Genomic DNA, 20,553 nt, shown 5'->3' with positions numbered 1-20,553 from the left:
GCCGGTCAGCCGGCCGCCTCCACCAGACCCCGCATCACCCGCACGTCCTCGCCCATCTCCGGGTGCCACTGCACCCCCAGCGCGAAGGTCCCGGCCTCCGGCAGCTCCAGGGCCTCCACCACGCCGTCCGCGGCGTACGCCGACGCGATCACCCCGGCGCCCAGCTCCGCCACCGACTGGTGGTGGTACGCCGGGACGGTCACCGCCTCCGGCATCAGCGCCGCGAGCCGTGTGCCGGGGACCGGCTTGATCTCGTGCTCGCCGAAGACGCCCGGCCGTTCGCGGTGGCCGTCCAGGTGCTGGCGGAGAGTGCCGCCGCACGCGACGTTCAGCAACTGCGCCCCGCGGCAGATCCCCAGCAGCGGCAGCTCCGCCGCCAGCGCCGCGTCGATCAGGGCCAGCTCCCAGGCGTCCCGCTCGCGTGACGTGGGGGTGACCGGGTCCGTACGCGCGTCCGCCGCGGAGCCGTAGCGGGCCGGGTCCAGGTCCGGGCCGCCGGCGATGACCAGGCCGTCCAGCCGGCGCAGCGTCTCCGGCGCGGCTGCGGGGGCGTCGGGAGGGAGCAGCGCGGCCAGCCCGCCGGCGCGCTGGGCGAGGCGGTGGTACCCGGCGGGCAGGAGGGCGGCGGGCAGGCGCCACTGGCCCCACCGGGCCTCGTCGAGGAGGTAGGTGGAGATGCCGATCAGCGGGCGGGCCATCACTTCTCCTTCCCGGCGGGGCGCTCCAGCTCCGCCTCCGCCTCCGCCAGCGCGGCGAACTCCTCCTCGGGCGCCGCCGCGACCAGACGGTGCCGACTGTAGAGAGCGAAGTAGCCGACCGCCACCGCGTACACGCAGCCGGCGATCATCGCTGCCCACTTGTCCACCAGGAACGTCGCCACCAGCGCCGACAGCGCCAGCACGAACGCCACCGAGGACGTCACCGCGCCGCCCGGTGTGCGGTACGGGCGGTGCAGCTCCGGCTCGCGGCGGCGCAGGACGACGTGCGAGAGCGCCATCAGCGCGTACGAGATCGTGGCCCCGAACACCGCGACGTTCAGCATCCGCGCCCCGTCCCCGGTCCCGGCCGCCAGCGCGAAGCCGATCGCGCCGGGCACGAGCAGGCCCAGGTACGGTGCCTTGCGCCGGGAGGTGAGGGAGAGGGCGCGGGGCAGGTAGCCGGCCCGGGAGAGCGCGAAGAGCTGGCGCGAGCCGGCGTAGATGAGGGAGAAGAACGACGCGACGAGCCCGGCGAGGCCCGCGTAGTTGACGAACCGGCTGAGCGCCGTCGCCTCACCGTCCGGCTGCAGCGCCTCCACCAGCGGGTTTCCCGCGTCCTGTACGGCGGCGGAGCCGCGGGCGCCGGCCGCCGCGATGAAGGTGACGACGGCGAGCAGCAGCAGCACGCCCATCGCGAAGGCCATGGCGCGCGGCAGCGTACGGGACGGGTTCCGGGTCTCCTCCGCCGCCAGCGGCACGCCCTCGACGCCCAGGAAGAACCACATCCCGAACGGGAACGCCGCCCAGATGCCCATGATCCCGAACGGCAGCCAGGAGCCCGAGCCGAAGGCATCGGAGTCGACGGGGATGTCGTTCAGCGAGCCGGCGCTGAATTCGGTGAGGGCACCGACGGCGAAGATGAGCAGCGCCGCGACCGCGATCGCCGTCACCACCAGGCTGAAGCGCAGCGCCTCGCCGACGCCCCACAGGTGGATGCCGAGGAAGATGACGAAGCAGGCGAGGTAGACGGGCCAGCCGGAGGTGAGCCCGAAGAGTTCCAGCGACTCGACGTAGTCGCCGATGAAGATGACGATCGCGGCCGGCGCGAGGACGTACTCGATGAGGATCGCCGTGCCGGTCATGAACCCGCCCCAGGGGCCGAGCGCCTTGCGCGCGAAGCCGTACCCGCCGCCCGCCGTGGGCAGCACCGCGGCCAGCTCGGCAAGGGCGAAGACCAGGCAGGCGTACATCACGCCCATCAGCAGTGCGGCGATGGCCAGGCCGCCGAATCCGCCCTCGGCCAGACCGAAGTTCCAGCCGGAGAAGTCGCCGGAGACGACGTACGCCACGCCGAGGCCGGTGAGCAGCAGCGGCCCGGCGCTGCCGGCGCGCAGCGCGCGGCGCTTGAGGTAGGCGTCGTCCTCGGCGGCGTGCGGGACCGCGCCGGAACCCGCCGCGCCGGGGGCGGCCCCGGCTTCGGGAGCGGCCCGCGGGCCTGGCGGTGCGGTGCGGGACTCGGTGCCTTCGCTCATGGTGCCGCTCCTGCCTCAACGGACGGTGGGGACCCGGTAATGGTGTGGTCCCATACCTTTGCGGCGCCGGTGTGACGAGCGCAAGCCCCGTGCATGAACGTCCTGTAACGCCGCGCGGCGCCGGCCGCGCTCAGCCCAGGAAGCCGCGCAGCAGCGCCGCCGTGCCGGCGCAGTGCTCCCGCATCACCTCACGGGCCGCGTCCGGATCGGCGTCGAGCACCGCCCCGACGAGCGCGGCGTGCTGCGCCTGGCTGTGCTCCAGGTTCCGCACCAGCAGCGGGATGCAGTCCAGCAGGTCGTTGACGGTGGCCCGTACGGCGGCGTACTGGGCCGCGAGCCGCGGCGAGCCGGCCAGTTCGGCAAGGGTGAGGTGCAGCATGGTGTCCAGCCGCCGGTAGTCGCCCAGCGGCGCGTCCTGCGTGGCCCGGAGGGCGGCGTCCAGCCGCCCCCGCTGCTCCGGCGTCATCTCGGTGCCGGCGCACAGCTCCGCCGCGCCCGTCTCCAGCACCTCGCGGAACCGGAGGACGTCCTCCAGGTCCGTACGCTCCGCGCGCCGGCGCAGCTCCTTCTGCGCGTCGAGGTGCGCCGTCGTGCGCGCCCGCACGAACGTGCCCCCGTAGCGCCCCCGGCGGCTCTCCACCAGGCCCTCGTCCTGCAGCACCTTCAGCACGTCCCGCAGCGTCACCCTGCTGATCCGCAGCCGCTCGGCCAGCTCCCGCTCCGCGGGCAGCCGCTCGCCCGGCGGCACCAGGCCCAGGCGCAGCACCTGCAGTATCTGCTCCAGCGCCTCTTCGAAGCCGTTGCCCGCCCGCACCGGACGCAGTACGGTCCGCAGCCCGTCGCCGTCCGCCGCGCCGGTGGAAGCTCCCATCCCGACCCCCGCCCTGTGACCCGTTCGTCCTACCTACTTCCCAACCAAAGGTATCCATGCATACCTTAAGACGTCCGTAGAAGAGGAGACCGCTCCCGTGACCGACTCCGCACGCACCCCCGCGCTGCCCGTACCCGAGCTGCGCCGGCTCGTCGACGCCGGTGAGCTGGACACCGTAGTCCTGGCCTTCACGGACATGCAGGGCAGGCTCCAGGGCAAGCGCTTCGCCGCCCCGTTCTTCCTCGACGAGGTCCTGGCAAACGGCACCGAGGGCTGCAACTACCTGCTCGCCGTGGACGCCGACATGAACACGGTGGACGGCTACGAGATGTCGTCCTGGGAGCGCGGGTACGGCGACTTCGCCATGCACCCCGACCTCGGCACCCTGCGCCTCGTCCCCTGGAACCCCGGCACCGCCATGGTCACCGCCGACCTCGCCTGGCACGACGGCACCCCCGTCACCGCCTCGCCGCGGCAGGTGCTGCGGCGCCAGCTCGACCGGCTCGCCGAACGCGGCTGGACCGCGTACGCGGGCACGGAGCTGGAGTTCATGGTCTTCAAGGACACCTACGAGCAGGCGTGGAACAGCGCGTACCGGGGCCTGACGCCCGCCAACCAGTACAACGTCGACTACTCCGTCCTCGGCACCGGCCGCGTCGAGCCCCTGCTGCGCCGCATCCGCAACGAGATGGCCGCCGCCGGCATGACCGTGGAGTCCGCCAAGGGCGAGTGCAACCTCGGCCAGCACGAGATCGCCTTCCGCTACGACGACGCGCTGACCACCTGCGACCAGCACAGCATCTACAAGACCGGCGCCAAGGAGATCGCCGCCCAGGAGGGCACGGCGCTGACCTTCATGGCCAAGTACGACGAGCGCGAGGGCAACTCCTGCCACATCCACCTGTCCGTCCGCGACGCCGACGGTGCCCCGGTCTTCGCCGCCGGTGAGGACCGGTCCGACCCGTACGGCATGTCCGAGACCATGCGGCACTTCGTCGCCGGGCAACTCGCCTGCCTGCCGGAGCTGACCCTCCTCTACGCCCCGAACATCAACTCCTACAAGCGTTTCCGCCCCGGCTCCTTCGCCCCCACCGCCGTCGCCTGGGGCCCCGACAACCGCACCTGCGCCGTCCGCGTCGTCGGCCACGGCGGCTCGCTGCGGCTGGAGAACCGGCTGCCGGGCGGCGACGTCAACCCGTATCTCGCCGTCGCCGGGATGATCGCCGCCGGGCTGCACGGCATCGAGCGGAAGCTCGAACTCCCCGAGCCCTGCACCGGCAACGCCTACACCGGCGACGCCGCGCACGTCCCCGCCACCCTCCGCGACGCCGCCGAGCTGTGGAGCGGCAGCACCCTGGCCCGCGAGGCGTTCGGCGAGGACGTCGTACGGCACTACCGCAACATGGCGCGGGTCGAGCAGGAGGCGTACGACACCGCCGTCACCGACTGGGAACGCATCCGGTCCTTCGAGCGCATGTGAGGTCCAATCCCTTGGCAGCATCGGCACCCGCAGCACCGGCACCACCCGCCGCGCCGCACGAGCACACCGTCGTCAACCCCGCCACCGAGGAGGCCGTCGCCACCGTCCCGGCCGCCGGCCCCGCCGAGGTCGCCGCCGCCGTCGCCCGCGCGGCCGGGGCCCAGCGGGGCTGGGCCGCCCTCGCCCCGGGCGAGCGCGCCCGGCTGCTGCGCCGCTTCGCCGCCGAGGTCGACGCCCGGATCGAGGAGCTGGCCCGGCTGGAGGTCACCGAGGCCGGGCACCCGCTCGCCGCCGCCCGCTGGGAGGCGGGCAACGTGCGCGACCTCCTCGACTACGCCGCCGGGGGAGTGGAGCGGCTCACCGGCAGCCAGATCCCGGTGGCCGGCGGGCTCAACGTCACCTTCGCCGAGCCGCTCGGCGTCGTCGGCGTCATCGCCCCGTGGAACTTCCCCATGCCCATCGCCGCCTGGGGCACCGCACCCGCACTCGCCGCCGGCAACGCCGTCGTGCTCAAGCCCGCCGAGACCACCCCGCTGACCGCGCTCCGGCTCGCCGAGCTGGCGCTCGAAGCGGGCCTGCCGGAGGGGCTGTTCCAGGTCGTGCCGGGCGCGGGAGCGATCGCGGGCGCGGCGCTCGTGGACCACCCGGACGTGGCGAAGATCGTGTTCACCGGCTCCACCGCCGTCGGCAAGCACATCGCCGCGCGCTGCGCGGAGCAGGTCAAGCGCGTCACCCTCGAACTCGGCGGCAAGAGCCCGAACATCGTCTTCGCCGACGCCGACCTGGAGCGCGCCGCGGCCGCCGCCCCCGCGTCGTTCCTCGACAACACCGGCCAGGACTGCTGCGCACGCAGCCGCATCCTCGTCCAGCGCCGCGTGTACGACCGCTTCCTCGCCCTGCTGGAGCCCGCCGTCCACGCCTTCACCGCCGGTGACCCCGCCGATCCCGCGACACGGATGGGCCCGCTGATCTCCGCCGCCCACCGCGAGCGGGTCCGCGGCCACGTCCCCGAGTCCCGCCCCGCCGCCATCCGCGGCACCGTCCCCGACGGGCCCGGGTACTGGTACCCCGCCACCGTCCTCACCGACGCGCCGCCCGACGACCCGGTCAGCCGCGAGGAGGTCTTCGGCCCCGTCGCCGTCGTCCACCCCTTCGACGACGAGGCCGAGGCCGTGCGCCTGGCCAACACCGGCCCGTACGGCCTGGCGGGCTCGCTGTGGACCCGCGACACCGCCCGCGCCGTGCGCGTCTCGCGCGCCGTGGCCGCCGGGAACCTCTCGGTCAACTCGCACAGCAGCGTGCGCTACTGGACGCCCTTCGGCGGCTTCAAGCAGTCCGGGCTCGGCCGCGAGCTGGGCCCGGACGCGCTGGCGTCGTTCACCGAGACGAAGAACGTCTTCATCAGTACCGAGGAGTGAGCACGATGAACGACCAGACCTCCGTCTGCCGCCGGCTGCCCGGCCGTACCGCGGTCGTCACCGGAGCCGGCAGCGGCATCGGCCTGGCCACCGCCCGCCGGCTCGCCGCGGAGGGCGCGCACGTCGTCTGCGCCGACGTCGACGAGACCGCGGGCAAGGCGGCGGCCGAAGCCACCGGCGGGCTGTTCGTCCGCACCGACGTCACCGTCCCCGAGGACGTCGAGGCGCTCTTCCGGTCCGCGTACGACACCTACGGCTCGGTCGACGTCGCGTTCAACAACGCCGGCATCTCGCCGCCCGAGGACGACTCCATCCTCGACACCGGCCTCGACGCCTGGCGCCGTGTCCAGGAGGTCAACCTCACCTCCGTCTACCTGTGCTGCAAGGCCGCCATCCCCTATATGCAGCGCCAGCGCCGCGGCTCCATCGTCAACACCGCCTCGTTCGTGGCCGTCATGGGCGCCGCGACCTCCCAGATCAGCTACACCGCCTCCAAGGGCGGCGTGCTGGCCATGTCCCGTGAGCTGGGCGTGCAGTTCGCCCGCGACGGCATCCGCGTCAACGCCCTGTGCCCGGGGCCGGTCAACACCCCGCTGCTGCAGGAGCTGTTCGCCAAGGATCCGGAGCGCGCCGCCCGGCGGCTCGTGCACATTCCCGCGGGCCGTTTCGCGGAGGCGGAGGAGATCGCCGCGGCGGTGGCGTTCCTGGCCAGCGACGACGCGTCCTTCGTCAATGCCGCGGAGTTCCTGGTCGACGGGGGCATCGCGGGCGCGTACGTCACGCCGCTGTAGGCGCGGGCCGCGTCAGAGGAACGTACGGCCCTCGCCGCGGTACGTCCGGACGGTCTCCGTCACCCGCTCGCCCTCGATCAGGTGCAGCGCGTCGAACCGCTCGCACAGCTCGCCCGCCTTGGCGTGCCGGAACCACACCCGGTCGCCGATCAGCAGGTCGTCGGCGGGCGGGCCGAGCAGCGGTGTCTGCACCTCGCCGGCACCCTCCTGCCGGTCGTAGCGCAATCCCTCCGGCAGGTACGGCACGGGCGGCCGGTCGCGGCCGGCGGGTCCCGAGGCGGGGTAGCCGCCGCCGAGGACGGTGACGACGCCGACACCGGGGCGGCGTACCACGGGCAGCGCGAAGACGGCGGCGGGGCGGCCGTCGAACGCGGTGTAGTTGTCGAACAGCCGCGGCTGGTAGAGCCCCGAGCCGGCGGCGATCTCGGTGACCGCGTCCTCCGCGGCGGTGGACTGCACGCTGCCCGTACCGCCGCCGTTGACGAACTCCAGGTCCGAAAGCCGGCGCACCGCCGCCACCGCCTCCGCCCGGCGCGCGGCGAGCTGCCGGCGCGCCGCCGCCTGCATCAGCCGCACCCCGCGCGACCGCACCGGCGACCCGCGGACGTCGTCCCCGACGCCGGCGATGTGTCCCTCGTACGCCATCAGCCCCACCAGCCGGAAGCCCGGCCGGCGCACCACCGCGCGGGCCGCCGCCGCCAGCGCCGCCGCGTCCGCAAGCGGCGAGCGGCGGGCACCGACGCGCACCCGGCCGCCGAGCAGCCGCAGCGAGGTGTCCAGCTCCAGGCAGACGCGTATCTCCTCGCGCCCGCGCCCGCGGGCGGCGTCCACCAGGTCCAACTGCGCCGGGTCGTCCACCGTCACCGTCACCGCCGCGGCGAGCTTCGGATCGCCGGCCAGCTCGGCGAAGCCGGCGCGGTCCGCGGACGGGTAGGCCAGCAGTATGTCCCCGAAGCCGGAGCGCGCCAGCCACAGCGACTCGGCGAGCGTGAAGGACATGACGCCGGCGAAGCCCGGCTTGGCCAGGACCCGCTCCAGCAGCGTCCGGCTGCGGACCGACTTGCTCGCCACCCGCACCGGCTTGCCCGCGGCGCGGCGCACGAGCCCCGCCGCGTTGGCGTCGAAAGCCTCGGTGTCGACGGCGGCGAAGGGTGCGTCGAGGTGGGCGGTGGCGCGGTCGTAGCGGGCGCGCAGGGCCGCGTGATCCGGGCGGAGGGCGGTGTGGTCCGGCATGGGGGAAGCCTGCCACCGCGTGGCCGGGAGGCGGTAGTGGGTACGGACAGGAGGAGGTGCTCGGGCGGCGCACCGTCCGTCGCGGGAGCCCAGTAGAGTGTCGCGAGCGCCTGTCGGCAGGTCATCCGGGGCTACTCACAGGAGGGGAGTGAGGGGGCTGTTGAGCACCGACGCAGAGCAGACTCCCGCGGCCCCGCCGTCGCCGGAACCGCCGCCCGCGGCGCAGGCGCCCAAGAGCACCGAGGCCGCACGGCCGGGGCAGCCCGCGGGACCCGCCGGGTCCGCGGCACGGGCCGCCGGGCCGGCCCCGGCCGCCGGGTCCGTACGGCCCCCGCGGCCCGCGCCCGCCGCCGAATCCGCGCCGCCGGCCGCCACGTCCGCCACCACCTCGCGGTCCCCGGCGCCCGCACCGTCTGGATTCTCCGCGGCGTCCGCCGGGTCCGCCGCATCCACTGGGACCACCGGGTCCGCGTCGCGCACGCCGTCCGCGCCGTCGGCGTCCGGCCCGCCGCGCCACCCGCCGCGGCCGTACGCCCCGCCCAGGCCCGCCGTCCCCCCCAAGCCCGTAGGCGCCCCCCTGCACATGGCATCCGTGCTCCCCTCCGACGTCCCGCGCCCCGAGCCGGAGCCGCCTGCCGAACGGCGGACCGTCGCGCGCACGGTGGCCGCCGCCGTCGCGCTCGTCACCGGCGTCGGGCTCGTCGCCGGCGCCGCCACCGGCAGCCTGCTCAGCGACGGGCCGGCGGCCGAGGCCCGGCCCGGCGCGTACGAGACGGCCCGCGGCCTGTGGCACGCCACCCCCGTCGACACCCTCTTCCCGCCCCGGCTCGAAGGCGACGGCGCGGGCCCCGGCGGCGCCGACCGCGTCTGGGTACGCGTCGCCGTCGCCCCGCCCGCGGACTGCAAGCAGGGCCTCGACCCGGCGCTGGCGCGGGAGTTGCGCCGCGTCGGCTGCGAGAAGCTGCTGCGCGCCACGTACGCCGACGCCACCCGCAGCAGCGTCACCACCGTCGGCCTGGTCTTCACCGCGGCCGGCGCCGGGAAGATGGGCCGGTTCGAGGAACGCTTCGAGGACCGGAAGCTGGACGCCCGGCCGGACATGCTGCCGCGTGCCTACGGCACGGAGACCGGCCCCGCCGCCGGCTTCGGCGACGCACAGCGTGCGACCTGGACCGTGCGTGTGCTCTCGGACGCGCCCGTCGTCGTGTACGCCGTCACCGGCTTCGGCGACGGCCGCACCGTCACCGACCCCCAGCCCGCCAACGAGGCCGTCCACCCGACCGCGACCACCGCGCCCGCGCAGGCCGGCCTCGGCCACGACGCCGAGGGCATCGCCGACCGCGTCGAGCGCGGCCTGCGCAAGACCTCCGCCGAGGCGACGGAGTCCCCGCGGTGACCCGGCCGTTCCCCGGACGCCGCCGCGCCGCCGCGCTCCTCGCGGCGCTGACCGCCGCCGCCCTGCTCGGCACCGGCCCCACCCCCGCACACGCCGACAGCCTCCAGCCGCTCCAGTGGGGCCTGGACGACGTCCGCGCCCCCGAAGCGTGGAACACCACCCGCGGCGAGGGCATCACCGTCGCCGTACTCGACACCGGCGTGGACGCCGGCCACCCCGACCTCACCGGACAGGTGCTGGACGGCAAGGACTTCGTCGGCTTCGGCGCCCGGCGCGGCGACGACTCCTGGGCCCGGCACGGCACCGCCATGGCCGGCATCATCGCCGCGCACGGCCACGGCCCCGGCGCCACCGAGGGCGTCACGGGCGTCGCGCCGGAGGCGAAGATCCTGCCGGTACGGGTCATCCTGGAAGACGGCGACGCCCAGCGGGGCAAGGCCCGCGACACCCGCGGCAGCGCGCTCGCCGACGGCATCCGCTGGGCCGTCGACAACGGCGCCGACGTCATCAACCTCTCCCTCGGTGACGACAGCAAGTCCGCGCACCCCGAGCCCGGCGAGGACGCCGCCGTGCAGTACGCGCTGCGCAAGGGTGTGACCGTGGTGTCGTCCGCCGGCAACAGCGGTGAGAAGGGCGACCGCATCTCCTACCCGGCGGCCTACCCCGGCGTCATCGCCGTCACCGCCGTCGACCGCTCCGGAGAGCGCGCGGACTTCTCCACCAGACGCTGGTACGCCACCGTCGCCGCCCCCGGGGTCGACGTGGCGATCGCCGACCCCGACCGCAGCTACTACGAGGGCTGGGGCACCAGCGCCGCCGCCGCGTTCGTCTCCGGCGTCACCGCGCTGGTCCGCGCCGCCAACCCCGACCTCACCCCCTGGCAGATCCGCGACCTGCTGCGGGACACCGCGCAGGACCCGCCCGCGGGCGGGCGCAGCGACGAGCTGGGCGCGGGCCGGGTGGACGCGGCGGCGGCCGTCGTGGCGGCGCGCGAGCTGAAGGCCGCGCCGCAGGAGCCGAAGGCCGCCGCGTACGGCGAGAAGCGCTTCGGCTCGGCGCCCGTGCTCGTCACCGCCGAGGACGAGGGGCCCAACGGCCTCGCGCTCGCCGCGGGCGTCGTGGGCGTGGGGCTCATCGCCGGCGCGTGGTTCCTGTGGCGCGGCCCGCGAGCGCGTGCGGCCGGCGCCCGGCGCGGCCCCGCACCCTCGCCCTTCGCGGCACCGCCGGCCGGACCGCCGCCGCCCGCGCCCCCGCCCGGCGGACCGCGCCCGCAGGCCGGCCACGGGCCACCGCTAGGCTCATCGGGTGTCGCTGAAGAACATTCCTGATCCCGGCTTCGCCGGCGACGACGGCTCGGCCGAGCCCCGCGTCGCCGCCGCCCTGACCGCGTACGCCGAAGCCCCCGACGATCCCGGGGCCGGATCCCGGGTGCTCGCGGCCCTCGCCGGCACGCGGGTGCTGGTCCCCGTCGTCGCGCTGCTCGGCGAAGCCGAGGAAGGGGACGACGGCCTGCGCCGGGAGAAGAGCAGCGACATGGCGGTGCCCACCCTCGAAGTCCCCGGCGGCCGGCGCGCGCTGCCCGCCTTCACCTCCACCGCCGCGCTCGCCCGCTGGGACCCCGCCGCCCGCCCCGTGGCCGTGCCGCTGCCCCAGGCCGTACGCGCCGCCGTCGCGGAGCGCGCCGACACCGTCGTCCTCGACGTCGCCGGCCCCGTGCCGTACGAGCTGACCGGCCCGGCGCTGCTCGCCGCCGCCGAGGGCCGCGGCAGCACCGATCCGCTGGCCGACCCGGGCGTCGTCGCGGCCGTGACCGCCGTGGTCGCCGGCGTCGCGGCGGTACGGGCCGCGTCCCTGGCCCGCGCCGGCGAAGCCGACGGCACCCTGGCGCTCGTCCCGGACCCCGGCGCCGCCCCCGCCGAGGTCGCCCGCGGCGTCGCGGAGGCGCTGGCCGCCGACGCCACCCTGCGGGCCCGGCTGGTCCGCGGCCTGGACCTGGCCCTGCTGCCGCCGGGCACCCCGCTGCCCGGCGAGCCGTTGACGCTGCGCTGAACCGGCGCCCGCGCCCCCGGCCCCGGACCGCGGCGCGGGCCCTGGTTAGGGTGGCCTCCGGTCCCGTACGAGGAAGCGAGCCCCCATGAGCGATACCGGTCCCGGCGCCGACGCAGGACCCGACTTCGACGCGATGACCCGCGACATCGCCGATGTCCCCGCCGTGGAGGTGATCACGACGGTGGCGGTGCACCTGATGAGCGCCGCCGCGGTGAAGCTCGGGCTCGCCGAGGAAGGCGCCGCGCACAAGGACCTGGACGAGGCCCGCAAGCTGATCACCGCGCTCGCCGGGCTGGTCACGGCGGGCGCCGCGGAGGTCGGCTCGTACCACGCCGCGCCGCTGCGCGACGGGCTGAAGTCGCTGCAGCTCGCCTTCCGCGAGGCTTCCGAGCACCCGGACGAGCCGGGCCGCGGGCCGGGCGAGGCGTACACGGGTCCGGTCATCGGCTGACCACCGCCCGTGCCGCGCCGCGGGGGCGGGCACAAAGGTGCAGGGTCTCGCCGGGCACTGGTATGCTGGACAGCGACCGGCCGGACGCACCACGCAGGAAAGAGGAGCGACCGGCCCGCAAGTGGAGGCTCCGATCTCCCACCTTCCGGCCCCCGGTCGGCGGGTCACCGGTCCCAAGCGCCCCGCGGCTGGCTCCGTGGTGGTGCTCCCCGGCAGGAGTCGCACTTGTGTCCTTGTCCGGGGTTTTTTCGTGCCCCGCGCCGGGTGGTCCGCGGAAGAGAACGTGACGTGGTTGCCCGCCAGGCAGTCGCGTGGTGGAAATGAGGAGGCCACATCAGCGCCGAGCCCCGCATCAACGACCGGATTCGCGTCCCCGAGGTGCGACTTGTCGGCCCCAGCGGCGAGCAGGTGGGCATCGTCCCGCTCGCCAAGGCTCTGGAGCTTGCCCAGGAGTACGACCTCGACCTGGTCGAGGTGGCGGCGAACGCCCGTCCTCCGGTGTGCAAGCTGATGGACTACGGGAAGTTCAAGTACGAGTCGGCCATGAAGGCCCGTGAGGCGCGCAAGAACCAGGCGCACACGGTCATCAAGGAGATGAAGCTCCGGCCGAAGATCGACCCGCACGACTACGACACCAAGAAGGGTCACGTCGAGCGGTTCCTCAAGCAGGGTGACAAGGTCAAGATCACGATCATGTTCCGCGGTCGTGAGCAGTCCCGTCCCGAGCTGGGCCGGCGGCTGCTGCAGCGGCTTGCGGAGGACGTGCAGGAGCTGGGCTTCGTGGAGTCCAACCCCAAGCAGGACGGCCGCAACATGATCATGGTCCTCGGTCCGCACAAGAAGAAGACCGAGGCGATGGCCGAAGCCCGGGAGGCCCAGGCCGCCCGCAAGGCGGAGCGCAGGGGCGACGACAACGCTCCGGCGGAGCGCGCCGAGGCCTGATCGCGGACCCGCCCCGGGTCCGAAGACGTAGGACGAAGCAGTCTGACGCTTCCGCATGCCCTTTTACGGGGCGGCGGGAGGCGCCGAAGACGAGGAGTGAACGGCGAGATGCCGAAGAACAAGACCCACAGTGGTTCCAAGAAGCGTTTCCGCGTGACCGGCTCCGGCAAGGTGCTGCGTCAGCGTGCCAACCGGCGCCACTACCTGGAGCACAAGCCGTCGACTCTCACCCGGCGCCTCGCCGGCACGGTCGAACTGTCCAAGGCCGACGCCAAGAAGGTCAAGAAGCTTCTCGGCAGGTGAGCCGCCGCCCTGCACCGGCAGGGCGCAGGACGACTCAAGAGACCGGGACCCAGCCGTTCCGGGTCGCGCAGCCGACGCGACCCAGCCCCAAGGAGTGAACAAGTGGCACGCGTCAAGCGGGCAATCAACGCCCAGAAGAAGCGCCGGGCGATCCTCGAGCAGGCCAGCGGTTACCGTGGCCAGCGCTCCCGCCTCTACCGCAAGGCGAAGGAGCAGGTCACCCACTCCCTCGTCTACAACTACAACGACCGCAAGAAGCGCAAGGGCGACTTCCGGCAGCTCTGGATCCAGCGGATCAACGCCGCTGCCCGCGCCAACGGCATCACCTACAACCGCTTCATCCAGGGCCTGAAGGCCGCGGGCGTCGAGGTGGACCGCAAGATGCTGGCCGACCTGGCCGTGAACGACGCCGGTGCCTTCGCCGCGCTCGTCGAGGTGGCGCAGAAGGCGCTCCCCAGCGACGTCAACGCGCCGAAGTCCGCCGCCTGAGCCGCCGCGCTCGCGCGGTACGTACCGAGAACCCGCAGGCCGCGCCGGCCTGCGGGTTCTGCCGTCCGTGCGGGGCGTTCCGCCGCCAGCACCTGCCGTACGAAAGGTCATCCCGCCGTCCATGGGCACCCCCGAGCCGATCTCGCCGCGCTCCGCCCGCGTCACCGCCGCCCGCAAGCTGCTGCGGCGCAGCGGGCGGGCCAAGGAGCGCAGGTTCCTCGCCGAGGGGCCGCAGGCCGTCCGGGAGGCGGTGGCGTACGGGACCGGAGGGCCAGGCGGCGACGGCCCGGCGCTGGTGGAACTCTTCGTCACCCCCGAAGCCGGGGAGCGGCACGCGGAGATCGTCGGGTCGGCCCGCGGCGCGGGGGTGCGCGTGCACACCGCCGCGGAGGAGGTCGTCGCCGGGCTCTCGCAGACCGTGACGCCGCAGGGCCTGGTCGGTGTCTGCCGGTTCCTCGACGTGCCCCTGGCCGGTGTCGTCGCCGCCCGCCCCCGCCTCGTCGCCGTCCTCGCGCACGTCCGCGACCCCGGCAACGCCGGCACCGTACTGCGCTGCGCCGACGCCGCCGGGGCCGACGCCGTGGTCTTCACCGACGCCTCCGTGGATCCGTACAACCCCAAGGCGGTACGGGCCTCCGCCGGCAGCGTCTTCCACCTGCCCGTCGTCACCGGCGTGCCCGCCGAGCGCGCCGCCGCCGCGCTGCGCGCCGCCGGCGTGCGGCTGCTGGCCGCGGACGGGGCGGGCGAGCGGGACCTCGACGACGAGCTGGACGACGGCGCCCTCGCCGCCCCCACCGCCTGGGTCTTCGGCAACGAGGCATGGGGGCTGCCCCCGGAGACCAGGGCGCTCGCCGATGCCGTCGTGCGCGTGCCGATCCACGGCCGCGCCGAGAGCCTCAACCTGGCCACCGCCGCCGCCGTGTGCCTCTACGCCTCGGCCCGGGCGCACCGCCCGATCGGCGGGTGCCGTCCCGTCGGCTCCGCCCGGTAAGGTGACCGCTCTAGGTCCGCGAGTCGACCGTACGGGCAGGCCAACGCCCGGTCTGCGGGAGGGGGTTCACGGGGTGGAGAGTGCAGATGACGGGCCCGAGGCCATGGACCTCGGCTGTGCGCCCGACGATCTGCCGGACGGTCTCGTCGTGGCCGACGAGGACGGCGTCGTGGTGCGCTTCAACGCCGCCGCCGCGCGGATCACCGCCCTGGAGCCGGCCGCCGTCCTCGGCCGCCCGCTCACCGAGGCGCTGCCCCTGGAGGACCTGAAGGGCCGCCGCTGGTGGCGGCTGACGGACCCCTACGGGGGCCTGGCCATCCGCACCGGCCACCCGGAGCGCAATCTGCTGCTGCCCGGGAACCGCGAGGTGCTGGTCGCCGCCCGCTACGTACGCGACGGGCCCACGGGCCCGGTGCGCAAGCTCGTCCTCACCCTGCGCGGCACGGAGGCCCGGCGGCGCAGCGAGCGCAGCCACGCGGAGCTGATCGCCACCGTCGCGCACGAACTGCGCTCGCCGCTGACGTCCGTGAAGGGCTTCACCGCCACGCTGCTGGCGAAGTGGGAGCGGTTCACCGACGACCAGAAGCGGCTGATGCTGGAGACCGTGCACGCCGACGCCAACCGCGTCACGCGGCTCATCGCCGAGCTGCTGGACATCTCCCGGATCGACTCCGGCCGGCTGGAGGTGCGCAAGCAGCGCGTCGACGTGGTCGCCGCGGTGCACCGGCACGTGGAGGCGCAGACCACCGCGGGCCAGGACCCGGCCCGCTTCCGTACCCTGGTACCCGGCGAGCTGCCCGACCTGTGGGCCGATCCCGACAAGGTCGACCAGGTGCTGGGCAACCTGCTGGAAAATGCCGTGCGGCACGGCGAGGGACTTGTCACCATCGAGGTGGCACCCGCCACTCTCAACCACGGCAGGGAAGGCACCCAGGTCACCGTGAGCGACGAAGGCCCCGGCATCCCGGAGGAGTCGATGAGCCGCGTCTTCACCCGCTTCTGGCGGGGCAGCAAGCGCGGCGGCACCGGCCTGGGGCTGTACATCGTCAAGGGCATCGTGGAGGCCCACGGCGGGGTCATCACGGTCGGCCCCGCCCCCGGCGGCGGCGCCCGCTTCCGATTTACGTTGCCCGTCGGCGCCCCGGCCCACCTCGCCTGAGCAGCGGCCGCCGCCCGCGGGCCCCCACCCACGTCCACGCGCGTCAGGGTCTGTGAGACAGGCTCTAGACTCGACCCCCGGCCCTTCGGCGACCTCGCTCGCCGACCCCGCCACGGCCGCCGGGTCGGGGCGCAGCCAGCCAACCGGAAGCACGGGAAGAGATGTCGGCACCGAACAAGTCGTACGACCCTGTCGAGGTCGAGGCACTGAAACCTGAAGAGATCGACCGGGTACGCGACGAGGCGCTGGCCGCCATCGCCGCGGCCGGCGACCTCGCACAGCTCCGCGAGGTGAAGACCGCCCACGCCGGCGACCGCTCACCCCTGGCGCTGGCCAACCGGGAGATCGGCGCTCTGCCGCCGCACGCCAAGGCGGACGCGGGCAAGCGCGTGGGCCGGGCCCGCGGCGAGGTCGGCCAGGCCCTCAAGCGGCGGCAGGAGGAGCTGGAGGCCGAGCGGGACGCGCGCGTGCTGGTCGAGGAGGCGGTGGACGTCACGCTGCCCTACGACCGCTTCCCCGCCGGCGCCAGGCACCCGCTGACCACGCTCTCCGAGCGGGTCGAGGACATCTTCACGGCGATGAGCTGGGAGGTGGCCGAGGGCCCCGAGGTCGAGGCGGAGTGGTTCAACTTCGACGCGCTCAACATCGCGCCTGACCACCCCGCGCGCAGCGAGCAGGACACCTTCTTCGTCCGCGGCCCGCGGCCGGAGGGGGCGGAGGAGCGGCCGCGCGACGGCGAGTCCGGCGTCGTGCTGCGTACCCACACCTCGCCCGTGCAGATCCGCTCCATGCTCGACCGCGAGCCGCCGGTCTACGTCATCTGCCCCGGCCGCGTCTACCGCACCGACGAGCTGGACGCCACCCACACCCCGGTCTTCATGCAGGTCGAGGGGCTGGCCGTGGACGAGGGCCTGACGATGGCCGACCTCAAGGGCACCCTGGACCACATGGTCTCCTCGCTCTTCGGCGAGGGCATGCGGACCCGGCTGCGCCCGGACCACTTTCCGTTCACCGAGCCGTCCGCCGAGATGGACATGGTCTGCTTCGTCTGCCGCGGCGAGTCCGTCGGCAATCCGGACCGGCCCTGCCGCACCTGCGGTTCGGAGGGCTGGATCGAGCTGGGCGGCTGCGGCATGGTCAACCCGAAGGTGCTGGTCGCCTGCGGAATCGACCCGGAGCGCTACAGCGGGTTCGCGTTCGGGTTCGGGATCGAGCGGATGCTGATGTTCCGCCACAACGTCGAGGACATGCGAGACATGGTCGAAGGTGACGTGCGCTTCACCCGGCCGTTCGGGATGGAGATCTGATGCGAGTCCCGCTTTCGTGGCTGCGGGAGTACGTCGACCTGCCGGCCGGCGAGACCGGCCGCGCCGTTCAGGCGAAGCTGATCAGCGCAGGGCTGGAGGTCGAGACCGTCGAGCGGCTCGGCGCGGGCCTGACGGGCCCGCTGGTCGTCGGCCGGGTGCTGGCGATCGAGGAGCTGACGGAGTTCAAGAAGCCGATCCGCTACTGCCAGGTGGACGTGGGCGACGCCAACGGGACGGGCGACCCGCAGAACATCATCTGCGGGGCGAGCAACTTCGCCGCCGGCGACAAGGTCGTCGTCATCCTGCCCGGCGGCGAACTGCCCGGCGGCTTCAAGATCGGCGCCCGCAAGACGTACGGCAAGGTCTCCGAGGGCATGATCTGCTCGGCGCGCGAGCTCGGCATCGGCGACGACCACGACGGCATCCTGGTGCTGCCGCCGGAGTACGAGCCGGGCACCGACGCCATCGAGCTGCTGGAGCTGAACGACGAGGTCCTGGACATCGCCGTCAACCCCGACCGCGGCTACGCGCTGTCCCTGCGCGGCGTCGCCCGCGAGACCGCCATCGCCTACGGCCTGCCGCTGCGCGACCCGGCGCTGCTGGACGTGCCCGCGCCGAACGACTACGGCTACAAGGTCAAGGTCGAGGACCTGCGCGGCTGCGACCGGTTCACCGCCCGCGTCGTCACCGGCGTCGACCCCGAGGCGCGCTCGCCGATCTGGCTGCAGCGCCGGCTGCAGAAGGCCGGCATGCGCCCGATCTCGCTCGCCGTGGACGTCACCAACTGCGTGATGCTGGAGATCGGCCAGCCGCTGCACGCCTACGACCGCGCCCGGCTCGACGGCCCGATCGGCGTCCGCCGCGCGACGCCCGGCGAGAAGCTCACCACCCTCGACGGCGTCGAGCGCACCCTCGACCCGGAGGACCTGCTGATCACCGACGACCGCGGCCCCATCGGGCTGGCCGGGGTGATGGGCGGCGCCGACACCGAGATCGCCGAGGCCGCGGTGCGCGACCACCTGCTCGGCAGCGTGGCGGGCACCACCGAGATCGTCATCGAGGCCGCGCACTTCGACCCCGTTTCCATCGCGCGTACCTCCCGCCGTCACCGCCTCACCTCCGAGGCGTCGCGCCGCTTCGAACGCGGCGTGGACCCGCATGCGGGCCCGGCCGCGGCGCAGCGCGCCGTGGACCTGCTGGTGCTGCTGGCGGGCGGCTCCGCCGAGGCGGGCGTGACCGAGATCACCGCGCTCGGCGGGCCGCGTACCGTACGGATGAAGGCCGACCACCCCGACCGGGTGGCGGGCGTGACGTACGGCCGCGAGACCGTGGTGCGCCGGCTGCAGGAGGTCGGCTGCGACGTCTACGGCGCCGACGAGCTGACCGTCACCGTGCCGTCCTGGCGCCCCGACCTGGCCTCGCCGAACGACCTCGCCGAGGAGGTCATCCGGCTCGAAGGCTACGAGAACCTGCCGTCGACGCTGCCCCGGCCGCCGGCCGGCCGCGGCCTGACCGGCCGGCAGCGGCTGCACCGCAGGGCCGGCCGGGCGCTGGCCGGGGCGGGCTACGTCGAGGTGCTGAACTACCCGTTCCTCGGCGAGGCGGCCCTCGACGCCCTCGGCCTGGAGCCGGACGACGCCCGCCGCCGTACCGTCACCCTCGACAACCCGCTCAGCGACGAGGAGCCGTCGCTGCGCACCACGCTGCTGCCCGGCCTGCTCGCCGCGCTGCGCCGCAACCACGGACGCGGCGCCGCGGACCTGGCGCTCTTCGAGACCGGACTGGTCTTCCGGCCCTCCGGCCACGAGACCGCGCCGGTCCGGCTGCCGGTCGACCGGCGGCCCACCGACGAGGAAATCGCCCGGCCCGACGCCGCCCTGCCCAAACAGCCGCGCCGCGCCACCGTCATCCTCGCCGGTGCCCGCGAACGGGCCGGCTGGTGGGGCGCGGGCCGTCCCGCCGAGTGGGCGGACGCGGTGGAGGCGGCCCGTACGGTGGCCCGGGAGGCGGGCGTGGAGCTTGCGGTGGAGGCCGACCGGCACGCGCCGTGGCACCCGGGCAGGTGCGCGGCGCTCTTCGCGGTCATCGACGGCGAGCGGCGGGTCGTCGGCCACGCCGGGGAGCTGCACCCGCGGGTGGTCAAGGCGCTGCAGTTGCCGGAGCGCACGTGCGCGATGGAGGTCTCGCTCGATCTGCTGGAGATCGCCGGCGGCGGGCCGGTGCAGGCGCCGCGCATCTCCACGTACCCGGTGGCCACGCAGGACGTGGCGCTGGTCGTGGCGGCGGACGTGCCGGCGGCGCGGGTCGCCGGGGCGCTGCGCGCGGGCGCGGGGGATCTGCTGGAGTCGGTGCGGCTGTTCGACGTCTTCACCGGCGAGCAGGTGGGCGAGGGCCGCAAGTCGCTCGCCTACGCGCTGCGGTTCCGCGCCGCCGACCGCACGCTGACCGCCGAGGAAGCGGGCGCCGCCCGCGACGCCGCGGTGGCCCGGGCGGCGGAGGAGACGGGCGCGGTCCTGCGCGGAGCGTGACCGGACCCCGCACGACGGCACAAGGGCCGTACCGTCGTGCGGGGCGGCGCCTGGCCGGTGGGTGCCGGGCGGGGCGCTGGGGTTCGGTGGGTGATCCTGCTACTTGGTTGAGGCTGAACTCGTGCCGTAGCGTGCAGAGTCCGTCCCCGCGAACCTGTCTGCAACAGAGAGTCCCTGCGGCCAGATGGTGGAAATGTCCGAATCTCTGTTTGTTGCTCAGGACGCCCTCCCTGATCGATGAAGATGCAGGCCAGCGAGTCTGCTCCCCGCGCACGCGGGGATGGACCCTCGACAACAACCTGCTGAACGAGCTGCCGACGCTGCTCCCCGCGCACGCGGGGATGGCCCCCACAGCATCGCGGGCTGCCCGTCCTCGTAGATCTGCTCCCCGCGCACGCGGGGATGGCCCCGAGCGTCGTGAGTCGTTAGTTGTTACCCGGTACTGCTCCCCGCGCACGCGGGGATGGCCCCGGGTCCAGCCCCGCAGCCCAACTGTGGATCAACTGCTCCCCGCGCACGCGGGGATGGACCCGGCCCTTTCGTCCTCGGCCTGCTCCTGCCTGACTGCTCCCCGCGCACGCGGGGATGGACCCTGGGCGTTGTTCCAGGTCAAGAACGGCGCCTTGCTGCTCCCCGCGCACGCGGGGATGGACCCTGGCGGGCGTGCCGGGCCATCAGCTCCGCGTCGCTGCTCCCTGCACACGCGGGGATGGACCCGACGACGGCCTCATGCGCGAGTCCCGCGCGATCTGCTCCTTGCAGCCGCGGGGATCGACCCGACGGGTGGTGGATCGGCGGTTCCAGATGTGCCCCGCCCCCCGCGCAGCGCGTCCGGGGTACCGCACCGGGCTGCGGGTATGCGTGAGGCGCGGCGGGTCGGGGTACGGCGGCGCCGGGGGCGGGCGGTCGCCGGGC

General features: G+C 74.6%; 19 protein-coding genes and 1 CRISPR repeat array. Of the genes, 14 read left to right on the top strand and 5 right to left on the bottom strand.

What is annotated here, in order from left to right:
• Positions 1–5: 5 nt before the first annotated feature.
• The 3 genes from I003_RS0122345 to I003_RS0122335 all read right to left on the bottom strand — a co-directional run bounded on the left by I003_RS0122345 (position 6) and on the right by I003_RS0122335 (position 3,101).
• The gene (locus tag I003_RS0122345; RefSeq protein ID WP_027773550.1) at positions 6–698 is read right to left on the bottom strand and encodes a gamma-glutamyl-gamma-aminobutyrate hydrolase family protein; all 693 of its coding nucleotides are present in this window, start codon (positions 696–698) and stop codon (positions 6–8) included.
• Complete coding sequence (eat, locus tag I003_RS0122340; protein ID WP_027773549.1) at positions 698–2,230, bottom strand: ethanolamine permease; 1,533 nt, start codon at positions 2,228–2,230, stop codon at positions 698–700. The genes I003_RS0122345 and eat overlap by 1 nt, the downstream gene beginning before the upstream one ends.
• 130 nt (positions 2,231–2,360) lie before the next feature.
• Complete coding sequence (locus I003_RS0122335; RefSeq protein ID WP_027773548.1) at positions 2,361–3,101, bottom strand: FCD domain-containing protein; 741 nt, start codon at positions 3,099–3,101, stop codon at positions 2,361–2,363.
• Between the two features lie 97 nt (positions 3,102–3,198).
• Between I003_RS0122335 and I003_RS0122330 the strand changes: the two genes are divergently transcribed.
• Genes I003_RS0122330 through I003_RS0122320 form a run of 3 tightly spaced genes read left to right on the top strand, consistent with a single transcriptional unit; the run spans position 3,199 to position 6,790 of the window.
• Positions 3,199–4,581 carry a glutamine synthetase family protein gene (locus I003_RS0122330; protein WP_027773547.1) on the top strand — a complete coding sequence of 461 codons (1,383 nt, stop codon included), beginning with the start codon at positions 3,199–3,201 and terminating at the stop codon, positions 4,579–4,581.
• Positions 4,582–4,592: 11 nt separating this feature from the next.
• Entirely contained in the window at positions 4,593–5,999 is a 1,407-nt protein-coding gene (locus I003_RS0122325; RefSeq protein WP_027773546.1) for an aldehyde dehydrogenase family protein, read from the top strand.
• A gap of 5 nt (positions 6,000–6,004) precedes the next feature.
• Entirely contained in the window at positions 6,005–6,790 is a 786-nt protein-coding gene (locus I003_RS0122320) for a 3-oxoacyl-ACP reductase (protein ID WP_027773545.1), read from the top strand.
• Positions 6,791–6,802: 12 nt separating this feature from the next.
• On the opposite strand, the gene I003_RS0122315 is transcribed toward I003_RS0122320, so the two are convergent.
• The gene (locus I003_RS0122315) at positions 6,803–8,023 is read right to left on the bottom strand and encodes an alanine racemase (protein WP_027773544.1); all 1,221 of its coding nucleotides are present in this window, start codon (positions 8,021–8,023) and stop codon (positions 6,803–6,805) included.
• Positions 8,024–8,158: 135 nt separating this feature from the next.
• Complete coding sequence (locus I003_RS0122310; protein WP_027773543.1) at positions 8,159–8,584, bottom strand: hypothetical protein; 426 nt, start codon at positions 8,582–8,584, stop codon at positions 8,159–8,161.
• A 22-nt stretch (positions 8,585–8,606) separates the two neighbouring features.
• Between I003_RS0122310 and I003_RS0122305 the strand changes: the two genes are divergently transcribed.
• From I003_RS0122305 to pheT, 11 genes are all read left to right on the top strand, one after another.
• On the top strand, positions 8,607–9,419 hold the full coding sequence (locus tag I003_RS0122305) for a hypothetical protein (RefSeq protein WP_051368380.1): 813 nt from the start codon (positions 8,607–8,609) through the stop codon (positions 9,417–9,419).
• Positions 9,416–10,747, top strand: coding sequence for a type VII secretion-associated serine protease mycosin (mycP, locus tag I003_RS0122300; protein WP_027773541.1), 1,332 nt, complete (start codon positions 9,416–9,418; stop codon positions 10,745–10,747). Before I003_RS0122305 ends, mycP begins: the two co-directional genes overlap by 4 nt.
• Positions 10,725–11,468, top strand: a complete 744-nt coding sequence (locus I003_RS0122295) for an SseB family protein (RefSeq protein ID WP_027773540.1) — start codon at positions 10,725–10,727, stop codon at positions 11,466–11,468. The genes mycP and I003_RS0122295 overlap by 23 nt, the downstream gene beginning before the upstream one ends.
• Positions 11,469–11,553: 85 nt before the next feature.
• Entirely contained in the window at positions 11,554–11,919 is a 366-nt protein-coding gene (locus I003_RS0122290; RefSeq protein WP_027773539.1) for a DUF1844 domain-containing protein, read from the top strand.
• Between the two features lie 333 nt (positions 11,920–12,252).
• Positions 12,253–12,861, top strand: a complete 609-nt coding sequence (gene infC, locus I003_RS0122285; RefSeq protein WP_078564259.1) for a translation initiation factor IF-3 — start codon at positions 12,253–12,255, stop codon at positions 12,859–12,861.
• Positions 12,862–12,969: 108 nt separating this feature from the next.
• Positions 12,970–13,164, top strand: coding sequence for a 50S ribosomal protein L35 (rpmI, locus tag I003_RS0122280; protein ID WP_018852864.1), 195 nt, complete (start codon positions 12,970–12,972; stop codon positions 13,162–13,164).
• A gap of 102 nt (positions 13,165–13,266) precedes the next feature.
• Positions 13,267–13,653, top strand: coding sequence for a 50S ribosomal protein L20 (rplT, locus tag I003_RS0122275; RefSeq protein ID WP_027773537.1), 387 nt, complete (start codon positions 13,267–13,269; stop codon positions 13,651–13,653).
• A 121-nt stretch (positions 13,654–13,774) separates the two neighbouring features.
• The gene (locus tag I003_RS0122270; protein WP_027773536.1) at positions 13,775–14,644 is read left to right on the top strand and encodes a TrmH family RNA methyltransferase; all 870 of its coding nucleotides are present in this window, start codon (positions 13,775–13,777) and stop codon (positions 14,642–14,644) included.
• A 73-nt stretch (positions 14,645–14,717) separates the two neighbouring features.
• Positions 14,718–15,803 (top strand): ATP-binding protein, encoded by a 1,086-nt coding sequence (locus I003_RS0122265; protein ID WP_027773535.1) that lies wholly within the window; start codon positions 14,718–14,720, stop codon positions 15,801–15,803.
• Between the two features lie 161 nt (positions 15,804–15,964).
• Positions 15,965–17,110, top strand: a complete 1,146-nt coding sequence (gene pheS / locus I003_RS0122260; protein ID WP_027773534.1) for a phenylalanine--tRNA ligase subunit alpha — start codon at positions 15,965–15,967, stop codon at positions 17,108–17,110.
• Positions 17,110–19,638 (top strand): phenylalanine--tRNA ligase subunit beta, encoded by a 2,529-nt coding sequence (pheT, locus tag I003_RS0122255; RefSeq protein WP_027773533.1) that lies wholly within the window; start codon positions 17,110–17,112, stop codon positions 19,636–19,638. The genes pheS and pheT overlap by 1 nt, the downstream gene beginning before the upstream one ends.
• A gap of 259 nt (positions 19,639–19,897) precedes the next feature.
• Positions 19,898–20,351: a CRISPR direct-repeat array (repeat unit 25 nt; unit sequence CTGCTCCCCGCGCACGCGGGGATGG).
• Between the last annotated feature and the right edge of the window lie 202 nt (positions 20,352–20,553).

The organism is Streptomyces sp. CNQ329 (genome assembly GCF_000482585.1).
The sequence above is the reverse complement of the archived record's forward strand: the minus strand, read 5'-3'. Positions and strand labels throughout refer to the sequence as shown.

What these genes read in the sequence shown, in the direction of transcription:
- eat (WP_027773549.1), bottom strand. Translation starts at nt 2,230, where the DNA reads ATGAGCGAAGGCACCGAGTCCCGCACCGCACCGCCAGGCCCGCGGGCC.
- rpmI (WP_018852864.1), top strand. Translation starts at nt 12,970, where the DNA reads ATGCCGAAGAACAAGACCCACAGTGGTTCCAAGAAGCGTTTCCGCGTG.
- I003_RS0122315 (WP_027773544.1), bottom strand. Translation starts at nt 8,023, where the DNA reads ATGCCGGACCACACCGCCCTCCGCCCGGATCACGCGGCCCTGCGCGCC.
- pheT (WP_027773533.1), top strand. Translation starts at nt 17,110, where the DNA reads ATGCGAGTCCCGCTTTCGTGGCTGCGGGAGTACGTCGACCTGCCGGCC.
- I003_RS0122270 (WP_027773536.1), top strand. Translation starts at nt 13,775, where the DNA reads ATGGGCACCCCCGAGCCGATCTCGCCGCGCTCCGCCCGCGTCACCGCC.
- I003_RS0122320 (WP_027773545.1), top strand. Translation starts at nt 6,005, where the DNA reads ATGAACGACCAGACCTCCGTCTGCCGCCGGCTGCCCGGCCGTACCGCG.
- I003_RS0122305 (WP_051368380.1), top strand. Translation starts at nt 8,607, where the DNA reads ATGGCATCCGTGCTCCCCTCCGACGTCCCGCGCCCCGAGCCGGAGCCG.
- I003_RS0122335 (WP_027773548.1), bottom strand. Translation starts at nt 3,101, where the DNA reads ATGGGAGCTTCCACCGGCGCGGCGGACGGCGACGGGCTGCGGACCGTA.
- I003_RS0122290 (WP_027773539.1), top strand. Translation starts at nt 11,554, where the DNA reads ATGAGCGATACCGGTCCCGGCGCCGACGCAGGACCCGACTTCGACGCG.
- pheS (WP_027773534.1), top strand. Translation starts at nt 15,965, where the DNA reads ATGTCGGCACCGAACAAGTCGTACGACCCTGTCGAGGTCGAGGCACTG.
- I003_RS0122345 (WP_027773550.1), bottom strand. Translation starts at nt 698, where the DNA reads ATGGCCCGCCCGCTGATCGGCATCTCCACCTACCTCCTCGACGAGGCC.